Source organism: Bacillus sp. S2(2024), from assembly GCF_050474045.1.
GTDB lineage: Bacteria > Bacillota > Bacilli > Bacillales > Bacillaceae_G > Bacillus_A > Bacillus_A yunxiaonensis.
In genome coordinates this window covers 1,887,845-1,902,492 of sequence record NZ_JBFLUS010000003.1, presented here as the reverse complement: position 1 = coordinate 1,902,492, position 14,648 = coordinate 1,887,845, and the positions used below count along the sequence as shown (strand labels likewise).

17 protein-coding genes and 2 pseudogenes are annotated in these 14,648 nt (G+C 33.7%); 6 read left to right on the top strand and 13 right to left on the bottom strand.

The features are described from left to right. Positions 1–2: 2 nt before the first annotated feature. Genes AB1284_RS09490 through AB1284_RS09480 form a run of 3 tightly spaced genes read right to left on the bottom strand, consistent with a single transcriptional unit; the run spans position 3 to position 2,074 of the window. The gene (locus tag AB1284_RS09490) at positions 3–701 is read right to left on the bottom strand and encodes an ABC transporter permease (RefSeq protein WP_429749883.1); all 699 of its coding nucleotides are present in this window, start codon (positions 699–701) and stop codon (positions 3–5) included. Further along, positions 694–1,425 carry an ABC transporter ATP-binding protein gene (locus tag AB1284_RS09485; protein WP_429749884.1) on the bottom strand — a complete coding sequence of 244 codons (732 nt, stop codon included), beginning with the start codon at positions 1,423–1,425 and terminating at the stop codon, positions 694–696. The genes AB1284_RS09490 and AB1284_RS09485 overlap by 8 nt, the downstream gene beginning before the upstream one ends. Next, a complete protein-coding gene (locus AB1284_RS09480) occupies positions 1,418–2,074 on the bottom strand; it encodes a TetR/AcrR family transcriptional regulator (RefSeq protein ID WP_265960221.1) in 657 nt (218 codons plus the stop codon). Before AB1284_RS09480 ends, AB1284_RS09485 begins: the two co-directional genes overlap by 8 nt. A 520-nt stretch (positions 2,075–2,594) precedes the next feature. Between AB1284_RS09480 and AB1284_RS09475 the strand changes: the two are divergent. Both AB1284_RS09475 and AB1284_RS09470 read left to right on the top strand, forming a co-directional pair. Further along, positions 2,595–2,723 (top strand): annotated as a pseudogene (locus tag AB1284_RS09475) (MepB family protein); the annotation flags it as partial. A gap of 179 nt (positions 2,724–2,902) precedes the next feature. Beyond that, entirely contained in the window at positions 2,903–3,670 is a 768-nt protein-coding gene (locus AB1284_RS09470; protein ID WP_377884144.1) for an arylamine N-acetyltransferase family protein, read from the top strand. Positions 3,671–3,689: 19 nt separating this feature from the next. On the opposite strand, the gene AB1284_RS09465 is transcribed toward AB1284_RS09470, so the two are convergent. Then, positions 3,690–3,872 (bottom strand): hypothetical protein, encoded by a 183-nt coding sequence (locus AB1284_RS09465; protein WP_377884145.1) that lies wholly within the window; start codon positions 3,870–3,872, stop codon positions 3,690–3,692. Positions 3,873–4,015: 143 nt separating this feature from the next. Between AB1284_RS09465 and AB1284_RS09460 the strand changes: the two genes are divergently transcribed. After that, positions 4,016–4,147, top strand: a complete 132-nt coding sequence (locus AB1284_RS09460; RefSeq protein ID WP_429754453.1) for a hypothetical protein — start codon at positions 4,016–4,018, stop codon at positions 4,145–4,147. A 112-nt stretch (positions 4,148–4,259) separates the two neighbouring features. On the opposite strand, the gene AB1284_RS09455 is transcribed toward AB1284_RS09460, so the two are convergent. Beyond that, positions 4,260–4,856, bottom strand: coding sequence for a TetR/AcrR family transcriptional regulator (locus AB1284_RS09455; RefSeq protein ID WP_429749887.1), 597 nt, complete (start codon positions 4,854–4,856; stop codon positions 4,260–4,262). Between the two features lie 186 nt (positions 4,857–5,042). On the opposite strand from AB1284_RS09455, the gene AB1284_RS09450 reads away from it, so the two are divergent. The 3 genes from AB1284_RS09450 to AB1284_RS09440 all read left to right on the top strand — a co-directional run bounded on the left by AB1284_RS09450 (position 5,043) and on the right by AB1284_RS09440 (position 7,848). Next, entirely contained in the window at positions 5,043–5,612 is a 570-nt protein-coding gene (locus tag AB1284_RS09450; protein WP_241819031.1) for a hypothetical protein, read from the top strand. Further along, a complete protein-coding gene (locus AB1284_RS09445) occupies positions 5,609–6,283 on the top strand; it encodes a GNAT family N-acetyltransferase (RefSeq protein WP_429749889.1) in 675 nt (224 codons plus the stop codon). The genes AB1284_RS09450 and AB1284_RS09445 overlap by 4 nt, the downstream gene beginning before the upstream one ends. A gap of 128 nt (positions 6,284–6,411) precedes the next feature. Continuing rightward, entirely contained in the window at positions 6,412–7,848 is a 1,437-nt protein-coding gene (locus AB1284_RS09440; RefSeq protein WP_429749891.1) for an IS4 family transposase, read from the top strand. A gap of 149 nt (positions 7,849–7,997) precedes the next feature. Here the strand turns inward: AB1284_RS09440 and AB1284_RS09435 are convergent. The 8 genes and pseudogenes from AB1284_RS09435 to AB1284_RS09400 form a co-directional block, all read right to left on the bottom strand. Continuing rightward, positions 7,998–8,141 (bottom strand): annotated as a pseudogene (locus AB1284_RS09435) (sporulation membrane protein YtaF); the annotation flags it as partial. After that, positions 8,140–8,421 (bottom strand): hypothetical protein, encoded by a 282-nt coding sequence (locus AB1284_RS09430; RefSeq protein WP_429749893.1) that lies wholly within the window; start codon positions 8,419–8,421, stop codon positions 8,140–8,142. The pseudogene AB1284_RS09435 and the gene AB1284_RS09430, both read right to left, overlap by 2 nt. A gap of 446 nt (positions 8,422–8,867) precedes the next feature. Further along, positions 8,868–9,572 carry a 5'-methylthioadenosine/S-adenosylhomocysteine nucleosidase gene (gene mtnN, locus AB1284_RS09425; RefSeq protein WP_429749895.1) on the bottom strand — a complete coding sequence of 235 codons (705 nt, stop codon included), beginning with the start codon at positions 9,570–9,572 and terminating at the stop codon, positions 8,868–8,870. A 646-nt stretch (positions 9,573–10,218) separates the two neighbouring features. After that, entirely contained in the window at positions 10,219–10,782 is a 564-nt protein-coding gene (locus tag AB1284_RS09420) for an N-acetyltransferase family protein (protein WP_429749897.1), read from the bottom strand. A gap of 333 nt (positions 10,783–11,115) precedes the next feature. Then, complete coding sequence (locus AB1284_RS09415; RefSeq protein WP_429749899.1) at positions 11,116–11,784, bottom strand: response regulator transcription factor; 669 nt, start codon at positions 11,782–11,784, stop codon at positions 11,116–11,118. Further along, positions 11,781–12,947 (bottom strand): sensor histidine kinase, encoded by a 1,167-nt coding sequence (locus AB1284_RS09410; protein WP_429749901.1) that lies wholly within the window; start codon positions 12,945–12,947, stop codon positions 11,781–11,783. Before AB1284_RS09410 ends, AB1284_RS09415 begins: the two co-directional genes overlap by 4 nt. A gap of 75 nt (positions 12,948–13,022) precedes the next feature. Beyond that, positions 13,023–13,850 (bottom strand): CPBP family glutamic-type intramembrane protease, encoded by an 828-nt coding sequence (locus AB1284_RS09405; RefSeq protein WP_429749903.1) that lies wholly within the window; start codon positions 13,848–13,850, stop codon positions 13,023–13,025. Positions 13,851–14,082: 232 nt separating this feature from the next. Further along, positions 14,083–14,580, bottom strand: coding sequence for an 8-oxo-dGTP diphosphatase (locus AB1284_RS09400; RefSeq protein ID WP_429749905.1), 498 nt, complete (start codon positions 14,578–14,580; stop codon positions 14,083–14,085). Positions 14,581–14,648: the final 68 nt, after the last annotated feature.

The following is a 14,648-nucleotide window of genomic DNA, read 5'->3' as shown; positions in this document are numbered from 1 at the left end:
AATTAATCTATTTCCATCCGATTCACTCTCTGCATCAATTCAAGAGAAACTAAGATTCCAATAGCAGCAATTATTACTAATATAATGACACTTAACATAGGATTATCATAACCAGATGCCACAGTATTCCCTAAAAGTGCAATTAAGCCGAAAGAAGAAATAATTGTAATAGGAACTGATTTTTTAATAAAACCTATTCTCATAGCAATGAGGGCTACCATACTTGTTATAAAAGCAGTAATTACTATCATTAACAATGTAGAAAAAATATCTTCCTGTGAAAGAGTATCTGGAACAATAGGAGAAACTTTTTCTGTTAAACTAAAAATAATGATAGGTATGGCACTGCAAATAATCATAGCCACCGTAGTAAAACCACTTACAATAAGTAATTTTACAAGTAAAACTTTCTTCCGATTGACAGGATAAGAAAATAACAATGTCATTTGTTTTCCTTTATATTCTTCAATAATAAAGCGAGTATACATTACAGATGATATAGTTGAAAATACAATCATCCCCATTAAGATAGTAAATTTGTGGATATTAGCATGATTCTGAAATTGAATCTCATTTGTTTGTTGTGCAACAAATGCAACAAAATAGATAAACGCAAGCAAACCAATACTCGAAATAACACTTGCTAAAATAAACGTATTTATTTTATTTTTTCCAATTTCAAGTTGGATTAAATTAAGCATGTACTTTCCCTCCTGACATAATTTTGAAGAAATATGCTTCTAACCCCTTCGGAGATTTTTTCTTTACTTCTTCTAGAAGCGCTTCCTCTACCACTATCCCATTTACAATGACTCCAATTGAATCTACAATGTGTTCCAGTTCACTAAGGATATGACTTGAAATAAGAATGGTCATCCCATAATTTTCAGATAGATCCTTAAATAACACCCTCATTTCTTGAATCCCAAGTGGGTCTAATCCATTTACTGGTTCATCCAAAATTAAAAGTTTAGGTTTATGAATGAATGCACGTGCTATGGCTAATCTTTGTCGCATTCCTAATGAAAATTTAGAAACTGGTTGATCACCTGTTTGAACAAGGCCTACCATTTTTAATACTTTAGAAATCTCCAATCCTTCAGCATTCATATAAGCCAAATGAAATTTCAAATTCTCAGTTGCTGATAAATTCTCATAAAATACAGGAACTTCAATTAAAGTTCCTATACTTTTTAGTATCAAATCGCGCTTTTTCGTTACGTCCATTCCAAAAATTTCAACCTTCCCAGATGTAGGAAGCAATAAGCCTGATAAAATTTTAAATACTGTCGTTTTACCTGCACCATTGGCACCTAAAAATCCATAAACAGTATTAGCTGTTACCGTCATCGTACTTCCTTTAATGACCTCTGAACCATCAAATACTTTTACCAAGTTGTGTGTTTTTACGGCAACATTATTCATTAATACCACCCAGTTCTATATTTGGATAATGATTCATAAGTTCTTTTATTAATTGATCACTTACAATATCAACCCCTAACTGTCTCATCATATGTTGCAAAAACTTTATCCGATTAATCGTTTCTGATTTTTTACGATTAAATAGGATTGGGTTCGTCCAAACATCCATCAAAAGCATAAAAACTTCTGCACATTCATTGGGATATTCCGTTGTAATGGAACCATCTGCTATCCCTTGTTTCATGATTTCTGTAAATATTAACGCTTCTTTATTTACACTTGCTTTTATTCCTTGCACAATAAACTGTGGATTTTTTATTTGGTAATTCAAAATATCATCAATAGAGTGAATGTTTTTATCTGATGCAATTCTTTCTAAAATTTTTGTTAACTTATCCCTACTATTTACTGAATCAATACTATTAACTAATTGCTCCAACATCTCGTAAGTATAATTAAACTGCCGTTCCATGACTGCTTCTAATATATCTTCTTTCGATTTAAAATGATGAAAAATAGCTCCTCTTGACATTCCAAGAGAATCAACAATATCTTGTATGCTCGTTTTATCAAAACCTTTTTCACTAAACAGTGTTGTGGCTACTGTTAGGATTTTTTCAATTGTTTGCTTTGAATCTTTACTTCTCATTTAAAAACCCTCTTTCATTATAAATACCGGACATCGGTATGTTAAGATTAACATTACAATATTTGTATGTCAACATGATATATTAACGAATAGTCTAAATTTTTCAACACAGGGTCTCGCCCTAACACCATTAAGTTAAGAAATTCATTATTTCCTAAGACAACAAATGAACTGGATTCCATAGACAACTATGAAGCGATAAAATTTTCGTTTTGGGGATACTTCAAAATCTTAGCTTGATGAGTATATGGTGCTACCCCTTAAAGAAACAGTAAAATGAAAAATATCGGTTCCTTAGGGTAGAGGGAACCGATTTATTTGTGTCTAAATTGTGTCCAAACGTACAATTTTCCCTAAATGGTGTTATTAGATCATGCCCATCAACTTAAGAATTTTCACTACCCCTAAGTACAAAAAAACGTTATTCTTTCTAAAGGCTCTGGTGCAAAAAATCTAAGAAGCTTGGACATACTGATATTATCAATCTATAAAGGATATGTATCCGTATGAAAAAGCCAACTATCCTGTTTGGGATACCACCGTTAGCAATCAAGCTAAAAAGAGCCAAATGTGGTAACTTCAATATTTTGTTGATTTAAGTGATATTAATAATTTGCCTATAGATAAACTATTAAATTTATATTCGTAGCTTTTGGTTTGCCCCAAAAAGAAGTAATTACAGAAAAAGCATTTGTAATGACGCCTCCTATGTGAATCGTAATTTTTGTACCGGTACAGTTAAACGAAATGTACGTTGTTACAGTGCCCCTTAAAATTTACAATCAGTATATATTATTTAAACTTATAAATTTTTAAGGGGTGCTAAATATGACAAGTTTACAAGATCAGCTTTTCGCAAGATTAAATCTAAAAAAACGTAATGAAGTAACGTTTGAAGAATTACCTACTATACTTTTTTCGTTTGCGCATACTATACCATTTGAGAATTTAGATGTTATAGCACGTAATACGAATCAAATCTCTCTGGAAAACTTACGAGAGAAAATTTTAACTAGTTCCCGTGGTGGACTTTGCTACGAATTAAATACTCTTTTTTACTATTTCTTAAAAGACTGTGGTTATGATGTACAACTGGCATTAGGTACGGTTTATAAAAATGATATAAATGCATGGGCACTTGAGGATGGCCATATAACAATTATTTTAATCTTTGATAATGTACAGTATTTAATTGATGTAGGTATAGCTTCGTTAGTACCTCTTGTTCCCGTACCTTTTACTGGTGAGTCTGTTTCTTCAAAAAATGGTTCGTACCGGGTGAGACGAAAAGATACGAGTAAAGGAAATTATGTTTTAGAAAGAATAGATGCTGATGGAGAATGGAAAGTTTGTCATGCTTTTTATAAACATATTATTGATGAGATAGTAGTAAACGATGTTCAAAGAAGAGTGATAGAAGATGAGAAGTCTATTTTTAATAAAGGACCAATTGCAGTAAAGTTGACGAACTCTGGTCATATTTCATTAACGAATACAAGTTTAACTGAAATTATTCATGGGGAAAAAACTAAGCGTGAAATTACAGAAGATCAATATAGAGAGTTTTTATATACTTTATTTGCTATTAAGTTATGAATAAACAAATAGCCGGTTCTTATTCAGAAGCGGCTATTTTTATTATTTTTGGTGTAAATGGTTTTGGTCTAATATGTTTTGGAAACTGCGGTATAGTTAATGTTTTTAATGTTTCCGCAGCTTCTTCATATGTATGAAAAATTGGTTCTTTTCCATCATCTCCTTGTAAAACTAGCCCTTCATCTCGGATTACATATGGCATAAAACCACCCCTTCTATTAAAGAATTATGTTCTTTTGCAGCAGAATGCTACGATTTAAAGTTTGATTTTCTTAATACATATAATACACTAGAACAGTATGAACAAGTATGTACAATGAATTTTGAATGTAAAGGAAGATTATTATGTCAGTTATTGATAAATTGAAACTTAATAAGTATACAAATATGGTCGTTATTAACGAACCAAGTGATTATGACATTTTTACAGGTAAAGAAACTGCATTCTGGGGTACAGACCCATGCCCATCAACTTAAGAATTTTCTCTACCCCAAAGTGTAAAAAAACGCCATCCTTTCCTATGTTGTGACCCCTATTTGTGATACGGTTTTTCGTAACAGGACAGACAGTCAATTTTCCAATTTCGTCCTACTTCTGCTTCTCTCCGACCAACCCATAGAAAAACAATTCCATCAATTGATCCATATTTCTCGTTATGCGTTCTTGATTCGACGCTTCCCAATGCCGACCCAGCTCATTTTTGTACATCGTGAAGTACAGCATAGTAATATCTTCTGTTTGATCTCTATGAATGTAACCCTCTTGCTTTCCAATCGTGACAAACTTCATAAAAAATTGCATGACCTTCTGCTCATTATAGCTCTCCAGCCTTTGCATCAACCCACTCACCTCAGAGAATGGGGATTTCTGAAACTTATCCGATAAAATTTGTAAATTTTTAGCTTCTAGCAGCATAATTTCCTTCGTCTTTTCAGGAAAGGAACACGCTGAATTCAGAATCTTCTCATACTGCTCCAACTGTTTGTCCATCCAATTTATAAGCATATCGGCATAGAGCTGTTCTTTTGTTCCAAAGTAGTTATAAATGGTAGCGGGAGAAACATTCGCATTTTGAGCGATTTCATTCACGCTTACCTTTTGAAAACCATATTTGGAGAACAATTCAAATGAGGAGCTGTATATTTGCTCAATTTTGTTCTGTTTTCGTCTTTCGAATCCGTTCATATGCTCCACCTCACTTGTAGTGTAGCTCAAGTTTTAGAGTAATTCAATAAAAGGAGTACAAATCTATTGAAATCTCAATTTTAAATATTTATAATAATTTTGTAGTAAAATAGTATATTTACTATATATCTTTTTTTATTCAACACGATGTTCGCAAACATTAACTTATGATGGGAGTGTGCTTGTATGAAACAAATTCGGATTCCTTCATTTTTACATGATGTGTTCGGTGAAAAACAAAGTATTGGGTCTATTCTAGCCATACTGTTTTTCGGTGGATTGCTAACCATTGCGTTATATTTGAGATTCCCTGAACTCACAGACAACTTGCCGATTTGGCGCAGTGCCCTGGCATTATTGTTGATATTCGATATTTTTTCTGGATGCGTAGCCAACTTTACAGCTTCAACCAGCAACTTTTATGCAGCACGCAAAACAAATCGAATCGTATTCATTGCGATACACTTTCATATCATTCTTGTTGCGCTTCTCTTACATACAGATATTTGGTATTCGATCGGGGTTTGGGCTTATACGATTGCAGGAGCATTTATCGTGAATGCTCTGATTGGGAAGCATTCACAACGATTTATTGCAGGCTTGCTCCTGTCTGTTGGTCTTGGCTGGATACCGATGCTGCCAAATATACAGCCCTATATGTTGATCATCTGCTTATTATTTATGCTTAAAGTGTTATTTAGCTTTGCCGTTGATCATTATGAGAAAACAAGCAACAACACAGGTGAAAAAGCATGAGTGCTCCGTATCGAATATCCAAGCTCACCAAACGGGAGAAGCCCTTATTCGTATCACTCATGAGCAAGGCATTTGCCAAAGACCCCTTATTCCTGCATGTATTTGGTGATTCGGAGATTGATAGAAAAGCAAGAAATAGCGTGACAGCTTTTGTGTCCTTTATGTTTGATAAAAACTTTATGCTCAATGAAGAGGTGTGGGGCTTGTATGAAAATAAAAACTTGCTTGGCGTATACACCGTTGAAAAACCGCAACCTAGCAGGCTTCAAAATATAACAGGAGGAGCATTACTAATCGGGAGGTTGATTCCATTGTTTTTTCAACTGTCTGGAAAAACTTTAGGTCTCCTCAATTCCTATATGCGAGTGACAAGATCATTTGCTCCTAAAATGGCGCATCACTACCTTATCATGATTGGAGTAAACCCGGAGAACCAGGGCAAGGGAATCGGTAAGGCTCTGCTGCAACACCTATTGCATACGGTACATACGGATAATAAATCGCAGGGAGTCGCACTGGACACGGAAAATGCTGAAAATGTAAGTTTGTACCGGAGATTCGGATTTGCTCTAAGCGGAGAAACACAAATTGACATGGTACCCGTGTATTGCATGTTCTATCAGAAAAAGAGCTCGGGCAATAGAGATTCTGAGATTTCGAATTATTTATGAAGTGGTTTTGAATTTCATACTAGGGGTCACCTTACATGCCCATCAACTCAAGAGATTTTAATACCTTCAAACACAAAAAAAAGTTATCCTTTCTAAACAAGCTAAATTAGAAAGGATGACGTTTTCTTATGAATCTCTCGATTCAAGATGAACTACTACCATTTGCAGAAGCATTACAACGATATGTTACACCTATATTTTTAGAAGAACTTGCAAGAGAAATCGGATTTATAAAGCGAAAACGTAAGTTTTCTGGCTCAGACTTAGCTACAATTTGTATTTGGATCAGTCAACGAGTAGCAAGTGATCCCTTAGTACGATTATGTAGTAGGCTTCATGCAGCTACTGGTACTTTACTCAGCCCTGAGGGCTTAAATAAACGTTTAAATGCTAAAGCAGTTTTGTTTTTACAACATATTTTTTCTTTACTGTTACAACAAAAAGTATGTGAACAAACGCAATTTTCTAATCATCTCTTCTCTTATTTTGGGCGAATTCGTATCCTAGATGCTACCTTATTCCAAGTGCCAAATGCTTTAGAGAATATATATCCAGGCTCTGGAGGGTGTGCCCAAACAGCTGGAATCAAAATTCAATTAGAATATGATCTGCACAGTGGGGAATTTCTTAACTTTCAAGTTGGACCAGGAAAAAATAATGACAAAACTTTTGGTACAGAATGCTTAGATACCTTACGACCAGGGGATTTATGTATTCGTGATTTGGGTTATTTTTCATTGGAAGACTTAGATCAAATGGATCAACGAGGTACATACCATATTTCTCGTTTAAAATTGAATACGAATGTATATGTGAAAAATCCAAACCCAGAATGCTTTAAAAACGGTGCAATTAAGAAACAATCAGAATACATACAAATAGATGTGAAACAAATTTTAAATCAACTACAGCCTGGAGAAACATTTGAATTAAAACATGCTTATATCGGTGATAAACAACAGCTGTTTGCACGTGTTATTTTTAACCGACTAACAGAAAAGCAACTTCAAAAACGACAAGCAAAAATCGCGGAAAAAGAAAAATCCAAAAATAGAACGTACTCAGAGAAAAGTAAAGTTGTAGCGGGATTAAACATGTACGTGACGAATACACCTTGGGAATGGGTTCCGATGGAACAGGTACATGAGTTATATACTTTGCGTTGGCAAATAGAGATTGTCTTTAAAACGTGGAAATCACTCTTCAAAATAGATCATTATCGTAATGTAAAACAAGAACGATTAGAGTGCCAACTATATGGAAAGCTAATCACTATTTTCCTGTGCTCCTCTACTATGTTTAAAATGCGTCAACTTCTTTTACAAAAGAAGAAAAGAGAATTAAGCGAATATAAGGCAATAGGGATGATCCAAGATTATTTATATCTTCTGTATCAAGCTATACAGAAAAACACCCAAGAAATAACAAAGATTCTAATCCGCCTATTCCACCTACTACAGAAAAACGGGCGAAAATCTCATCGATATGAGAAGAAAACAGTCTTTGATATTATGGGTGTTATCTATGAGTATAGTGGATTTAGAAAACAAAAGAAAGTTGCATAACCTTTAAAAATAATACCTACCTAGGTTTATTTGGCATGCTCATTTTTAAGGATAAAAAGTGTTTTAAGGGTTTTTTAGTTTATTTGAACGAAAGTTCATTTTGTTTCCGTTCTTAAGTTGATGGGCATGTGTTATTAGATCATTTTTAATTAATCTAAGAAAGCAATAAAAGCAATAACAACTAGTAAAACACCACTAATGAGTGTTCCAAATTGCCCAAGTGTAAATTTTCCAATCTTCACATTAGCTACTTTTTCACCTAATATAACTCCCGTCCACACAGTTATAAAACTAACTTAACACTTTATTTGTCATAGTCTTAATTCCAATTTGTTTCGCAATTGAAATAGCTGTATTGGGATGGTCCCCAGTAATCATTGCAGGCTTCACACCTAATCTATAGACTTCAAGAATACTCTTTTCTACCTCTGGTTTTGGTGGATCAATCTTTCCTACTAACCCACCAAAGATTAATTCCTGCTCTTCTAGTTTGTCAGCATCCCAATTAATAGGGCGATACGCTAAGGCTAATACGCGTAGAGCACTATTTCCAAACTCCGTATTTCTTTGCATGATTCTACTCTTTTGTTCATCATTTATTGGATACACACAGCCATTTTCTTGGTAAAATTTACAACGATCTAGTATTGTTTCTACAGATCTTTTTGAAAACATGGCATATGATGATTGAATTAACGAACGCTGAAGCATGCTCAAAGATAATAGAGTTTAGTATTGAACAAGACATTAGATCCTTTAATTAGCATTTATATCCCCAGCAAAAAAAGCGGTTTCGTAACCGCTTTTTTTAATTTTAAGATGGAGTGTATAACTCAATATATTCTAATCAAGCATATGTACAGCAGGCAGCTTCTTATTATCAAGAACAAATTTCTTTTCATCCACACTTGGGATATTAATGTACATTATATACTGAACTCCATTTCTCAGATTCGTAGTATAGATACCGTTTCTAAAACATTCATTACCAAATAGTTAAAATACCATAAGTGAAATTTTTACACGTTTATTTCTTTTAAAGAATGCAGTAAAAATGCAACCATGTATTCGCATGCTTTCTCACAAGCTAACATCTTAAATACTTTTTGTTCTTCTATTGTTTTATCATTCGCTTGATCTGAAGCAGCTTTTAAACAAAGAAATGGCTTTCCATTCACATGACAAACGTAGGAAAATGCAGCAATTTCTTGATCTACTGCAAGTGCTCCGTAAACGGTTTGAAGCAATTCTCTCGTTTCTGAACTACGAATACGTTGATCGCCTGAAATGAATGTACCATAATGAGAAGTATAAACTAGTTGTAACTTTTTCATTTCTTTTATCAAATGGCTTGGAGGTTGAATACACGCTGTTCTTCCTGTATATAAATCAAATGGGTCCGTTCCAGTTCCCGCTCCTGTTACATCATGTTGCATAACTTTAGTGGCGACAACAATATCACCATTTTTCACTTTGTTTGATAAACTTCCACAAATCCCTGTCATAAATAGCTGTTCTGGTTGAAATTCACTAATAAGAAGCTGAACACAACTTGCACATTGGACCTTACCAACTCCGGTTATGACAGAAATCAATTCAGTCCCGTTCATATTATGAAAATGAAATTCCCAAGCCGCGCGTTCTTCTTTACGATAGCTTGGATAATATTTATGTAGATAAGTAAGCTCTGGTTCCCATGCTGCAACAATTGCAATTCGCTTCATAGATAGAATTCCTTTCCTTATATTTTTTTCTTATATGTAGTACATATCTCAGCATAAGCAAACTAAGTTTAGTTGACAATAACATGATTATGTATCCTATTTTTTTTATAATACAATACGAATTAGTATTGTATTGCAGATTTTGATTTTAATAATATCGTGTAAAAGATTTGTAATATATACACAATCATTTACTTCGCTCTTTGTAACTAATCCCCTTCTTTTTTCGTTACGGCTTATTCATAAATGTCAATTTGCAGGTAGGAGAGTTATCGTAAAATTAGTAAACATTACATTTTTATTTTGAACGCATTTGCAAAGAAAAGGCAAACTTCATTATTTTTTGTATTTAGTAAATTCAACTGTTTCACATAGTAAATCAGTTCAACATAGTACAACTTTTTCATGGAAGAAATAAAAAAAGCCTTGAATGACACTATGATAGGAGTGAGTCATCCAAGGGTGTGAAAAAAATACCCAATTTGAATAATAACAATTAATATTATCCATGTATGGTAAAGCGGCTTTCGTAAATATAAACTGCGAAAAAGTTATCTTTGGAAAGAGGATTTGTCCAATGAAAAAGTAAATACTTTGTACAAAATTTAGTAATTTTAGTGTTTGATTAAGCCAAAGCGTACTTTACTCATTTACTAAATATTATAGACATATCATCAGTGCGTATCTTCCAAATCATATGATCACATCCCTCACCCCAATAATCCTTCAGCAAATAATCAGGCTCTCCAAATTTCTTCTTCCATATCTTCTGTGCATTTGTATATCCACTATCTAAACAAAATTCTTTAATATCTCTATTCAACAGGGTGAGAAACATTACATTTAAAAGTAATGTTCCTATACCACGCCTTTGATATTCTGGAAGTACAAATACAGTTCCTACCTCATATAACTCTTTCAATGCTCTATCCGTGCAAATGTTAATCAATTCACTAACTGGACCATATTCAATTGTACCGATAACTTTATTACAATTTGTATCCACAGCTATCAAAAAATATCGATTGCTCCCATTGCTATCAAAGTCACATTTCAAGTATTGTTTCTTACTTTCAATCTCTCTTTCTATATCATCAACCAACTCCGATAAACCTTCTCTAGCAAATGTATCTTTAATGGTTGTACTAAAAAATTGGTATAGTTCTTCAATATCCTCAATTCGCGGTCTTCTTATTTCAACGCTATACACCTAAAATCACTCCTTGATTCTTTAAAAGATTTTTAGTAATTAATCTATCATTTTTTTATGTTACCAATTCGGAGACTAGTATCAATTCATACAACTTTTTCTTTAAAATACCTAAAACTTCCTTTTAAAATTGAAATAAACATCCTAAAAACATGAATGAATGATTCTTAACGCTTTCCTTTTTAACATTTTTGTTTTTGAAAAAAAGAAAATAATTCTTTTATTACGTTACGTGAAATTTTAAATATGAATCTAAAATAGGGAGAGTGTTTATGTAAATGTGGTGTAAAATAAAGTAAATATGGCTATTTTAGTGAGGACCGTAAACATATGTCAACGGTCCTGCTTTTTAATAGGCACTAAATTTTCTTGAACTGCCATTTTGGCAGCTAGAGCCCTGTTTTCGACGTTCAGTTTAGAATAGATAATAGATATATAGTTTTTAATTGTGCCTACTGAAAGAAACAAAGTTTCAGCGATGGCTTTGTTTGTTAGTCCTTTAGATAGATAGTATAGAACATCTATTTCCCTATCACTCAATTTATATGGGTTATTGTATGTTTGCTCTTGTTCCGTTGTACTTTTTATGGAGTGAAATATTGTTTTTGCTATTTCTTGAGGAACAAGGGTGCCGCCATGATGAACAAGTTCAATCCCCTTTATCAAAAATTGTGGATCAACAGCTTTTAAAATATACCCTTCCGCTCCTGCTTGTAGTGCATTTGATACATAATGCACTTCTTGAAAGGTTGTTAAAATAATTACCTTCATAAAAGGATATTTTCCCTTCAAAATCCTAGTAGCTTCTACACCATCCATAATCGGCATTTGGATGTCCATCAAAACAATATCAGGATTCATCTTCGCACATATTTCCAACGCTTCTTGCCCATTGCTGGCCATTCCGATAATTTCTATATTTGCCATGCTTTCCAAGACAATTTTTAAGCTTTTTTGGATAAGTACTTGATCTTCAACTATACAAACTTTGATTTTAGTCATAAAACAGATTGCTCCTTTATGAAAGGAATTTTGCAAATAAGGATAGTACCAGAAAACCTTTTAGAACTTACTTCTAAAAAACCATGCAAAGAAGCCACTCTTTCTTTCATAGAAGTTAACCCGAAGCCATACGTAAGGGAATCGTCCCCTTCACCATCATCTTTTACACAAAGTTCAAGAGCATTTTCAGTACAATGTATCATTATATCAATATTTTTTGCTTTCCCATGATTAACTGCATTTGTTAAAGATTCCTGCAAACACCGGAGAAGTGTATGCTTAGCGATTACACTAAGTGCTCGTTCTTTTCCGTGTATGTGAAAGCTTACAATGGTACTAGTATGTTTCGAAAACTCAGTCATCATCTGCTGCAGTAACTCAGTGACATTCTTATATTCTTCAGGAACGGACATTTGATGAATGCTATTTCGCACACTCTCTAAACCAGATCTGGCCACGTTTACCAAATCCTTTACATACAATTCTGCTTCTTTCGGACTGGATTTGATTAGAAAAGGAAGTGCATCCATTCCAGTAATAACTGTTGTAAATGTATGTCCGACTGTATCATGCATATCTCTTGCCATTCGATTGCGTTCTTCTTTAATCGTTAATTGCTCGATCTGATTCGAATATTGCTCTAGTATTTTGTTTTTCTCATGAATTGAATCTAATAATTTTTTCATTTCTTCATTTTTTTCACTTAATTTCCCTAAGGCAAATCCCAGCCCATAAAAAATAATATATGCAATTACATATCCATCCATGATTTCTTTAGAGTCATTCCCTGTAATTATAGCTAAGACTGGAAATATTACCAAAAGGGCCGGAGCAGTCCAAAGGTGTGTTGTTCCTCTACTTATATATCCGATTGTCACTGCGTAAAGTGCCCAAGAGCGGTAAGCTTCAGTGAAAAAAAAGAAAAGACCCACTGCCAAAATAAAATCTGTAATCATATAAGCAGTAGGTTGATATTTTCCAGGTCTATAAAAATAAAAAGGAACTAAATAAGGAATTAATAGTATAAAAAATACCATTCCTTTAGGCACTTCATCGTCTGAATAATTGAGTGAAGTCGTATTCATAAAAATACTAAAAAACCAAATGGTGCGTATAAAAAAAATAAATATAAAATACCAATTCCAAAGTTTCAAACGTAACATGCCGGTTCACCCTCTTTTAAGAAGTATAATTTCCTTTATTTTCCCATCAGGTATTATCGGCAGTCAAACTCTATTTTAAATATGCTGGGATAGATTCGTATTTTGACGTGCTATGTTTCCCTTTTTCAGAATCCAAAAACATACCACCCCGTAAAGACCTACAACAATTATTCCACTTTCGCCTCCAAGATATTGGGCAACATTTGATTCAGAATGAGTGAATTGCTCTAATATCAAATTGAAATACACATTATGGACACTATGCATAATCGTAGCAGGCCATACACTGCCCGTAGTTATTCTCACATATCCAAAGAAAATGCCGCCAAACATAGTCATCACTACAAAAAGAGGCACAATTATAAATGGATTTCCTTCTGTCAAATAATTTCCTGCAAAAATAATTGGGAAATGAAAAATTGCATGAATGAAACCAGAAAGCCATAATGCATTCTTTGTACCTACACTTTGTAACTTAGGAAGCAAATATCCGCGCCAACCGATTTCTTCGCCCAATGCGCTGGTAATAGTATACAATACAAATACAACAAGGAGCTTTATTAAAACAAACCATAGCGGAGCGCCATCGAGGTCTTCTGGTTTTACAATAGAAGCATAAGGAGTTAACCAAAACAATATATAACTGGTTGTTAGCACAATGAGTGGGATACATATCGCAAATCTCCATTTACTAAATCCAGCCTTATGAATGCCGAGTTCCTTCCATCCCTTTTTCGTAAAAGCATCTCTTGTAACTATTAACATAATTACAACAGCTATAAGAGGTGAAAACATATATACCTCCGCTCTAACATGAAACACCAATCCCATAACAGACGCTATTATTAAAACTAATATCGTAAACATTCCTGCCTTCCCAAGATCACTTATTTTTTTAAACATCCCTATACACTCCTTTGTTTTTTCTACGACAACATCATAAGAAAAAAAGTACCGGAGCAATAGTGACCTTTGGCTAAGAAAAAGTCATAAAATAAAATTTTCATTATCATATATTTTTCACGTTTTGTTAGCAAAATCGGTAGCCTTGTTTTGAACAATTTTACTTCTCTTATTTCAACAAAAACGCCCCATTTTAACGTATACACTTAAAATGGGGCGTTTTCATGAAGAATTACACTTCATGAAGCTGCGATTCTTTATAATGTTTTTCGACTCTATTTAAAGTAATATCACGCTCTTTATCCCATACCGAATGCCACTCAAATGTTCCAGGCTCAAAGAATAGCGGAAACCTTTTTCTGAACCAATCTTGCATCGGTAAATTGAGCGCATCTTCTATATTCACCCAGACTAAATCTCCCTCAGGCGGTTCTTCAAGTAATTTTCCTTCAAAAGATGTTGCCAAATAATTAAAAACCATATAACGTAACTTCGTGTTTGGTTCACAAAACTCGGATATCCCTTTAAAAATAATGTCTTTTATAATTAACCCGGTTTCTTCACGTACTTCTCGAATCGCCCCGTCTACAATACTTTCCGGAAAGTCGACTTTTCCACCTGGAGCAATGTACCCTGGAAACCCCAAACGATCTGGACGATTAATTAACAAAACTTTGTCTCCATCTTGCACCATGCACATCGTTAACATTTTACATTCGAAATCATTCATCAAAAAACTCCTTCTCTTATGTAGATTCGTTGCTAGAGAATACTTTTTGTTTCTTACCTAAATTTTTA

Excerpts from the sequence above, each read along its gene's own strand:
- AB1284_RS09460 (WP_429754453.1), top strand. The coding sequence starts at position 4,016 with ATGTCAGTTATTGATAAATTGAAACTTAATAAGTATACAAATATGGTC.
- mtnN (WP_429749895.1), bottom strand. The coding sequence starts at position 9,572 with ATGAAGCGAATTGCAATTGTTGCAGCATGGGAACCAGAGCTTACTTAT.
- AB1284_RS09465 (WP_377884145.1), bottom strand. The coding sequence starts at position 3,872 with ATGCCATATGTAATCCGAGATGAAGGGCTAGTTTTACAAGGAGATGAT.
- AB1284_RS09430 (WP_429749893.1), bottom strand. The coding sequence starts at position 8,421 with ATGCAAAGAAATACGGAGTTTGGAAATAGTGCTCTACGCGTATTAGCC.
- AB1284_RS09480 (WP_265960221.1), bottom strand. The coding sequence starts at position 2,074 with ATGAGAAGTAAAGATTCAAAGCAAACAATTGAAAAAATCCTAACAGTA.
- AB1284_RS09415 (WP_429749899.1), bottom strand. The coding sequence starts at position 11,784 with ATGACTAAAATCAAAGTTTGTATAGTTGAAGATCAAGTACTTATCCAA.
- AB1284_RS09400 (WP_429749905.1), bottom strand. The coding sequence starts at position 14,580 with ATGAATGATTTCGAATGTAAAATGTTAACGATGTGCATGGTGCAAGAT.
- AB1284_RS09405 (WP_429749903.1), bottom strand. The coding sequence starts at position 13,850 with ATGTTTAAAAAAATAAGTGATCTTGGGAAGGCAGGAATGTTTACGATA.
- AB1284_RS09445 (WP_429749889.1), top strand. The coding sequence starts at position 5,609 with ATGAGTGCTCCGTATCGAATATCCAAGCTCACCAAACGGGAGAAGCCC.
- AB1284_RS09485 (WP_429749884.1), bottom strand. The coding sequence starts at position 1,425 with ATGAATAATGTTGCCGTAAAAACACACAACTTGGTAAAAGTATTTGAT.
- AB1284_RS09470 (WP_377884144.1), top strand. The coding sequence starts at position 2,903 with ATGACAAGTTTACAAGATCAGCTTTTCGCAAGATTAAATCTAAAAAAA.
- AB1284_RS09450 (WP_241819031.1), top strand. The coding sequence starts at position 5,043 with ATGAAACAAATTCGGATTCCTTCATTTTTACATGATGTGTTCGGTGAA.
- AB1284_RS09440 (WP_429749891.1), top strand. The coding sequence starts at position 6,412 with ATGAATCTCTCGATTCAAGATGAACTACTACCATTTGCAGAAGCATTA.
- AB1284_RS09455 (WP_429749887.1), bottom strand. The coding sequence starts at position 4,856 with ATGAACGGATTCGAAAGACGAAAACAGAACAAAATTGAGCAAATATAC.
- AB1284_RS09490 (WP_429749883.1), bottom strand. The coding sequence starts at position 701 with ATGCTTAATTTAATCCAACTTGAAATTGGAAAAAATAAAATAAATACG.
- AB1284_RS09410 (WP_429749901.1), bottom strand. The coding sequence starts at position 12,947 with ATGTTACGTTTGAAACTTTGGAATTGGTATTTTATATTTATTTTTTTT.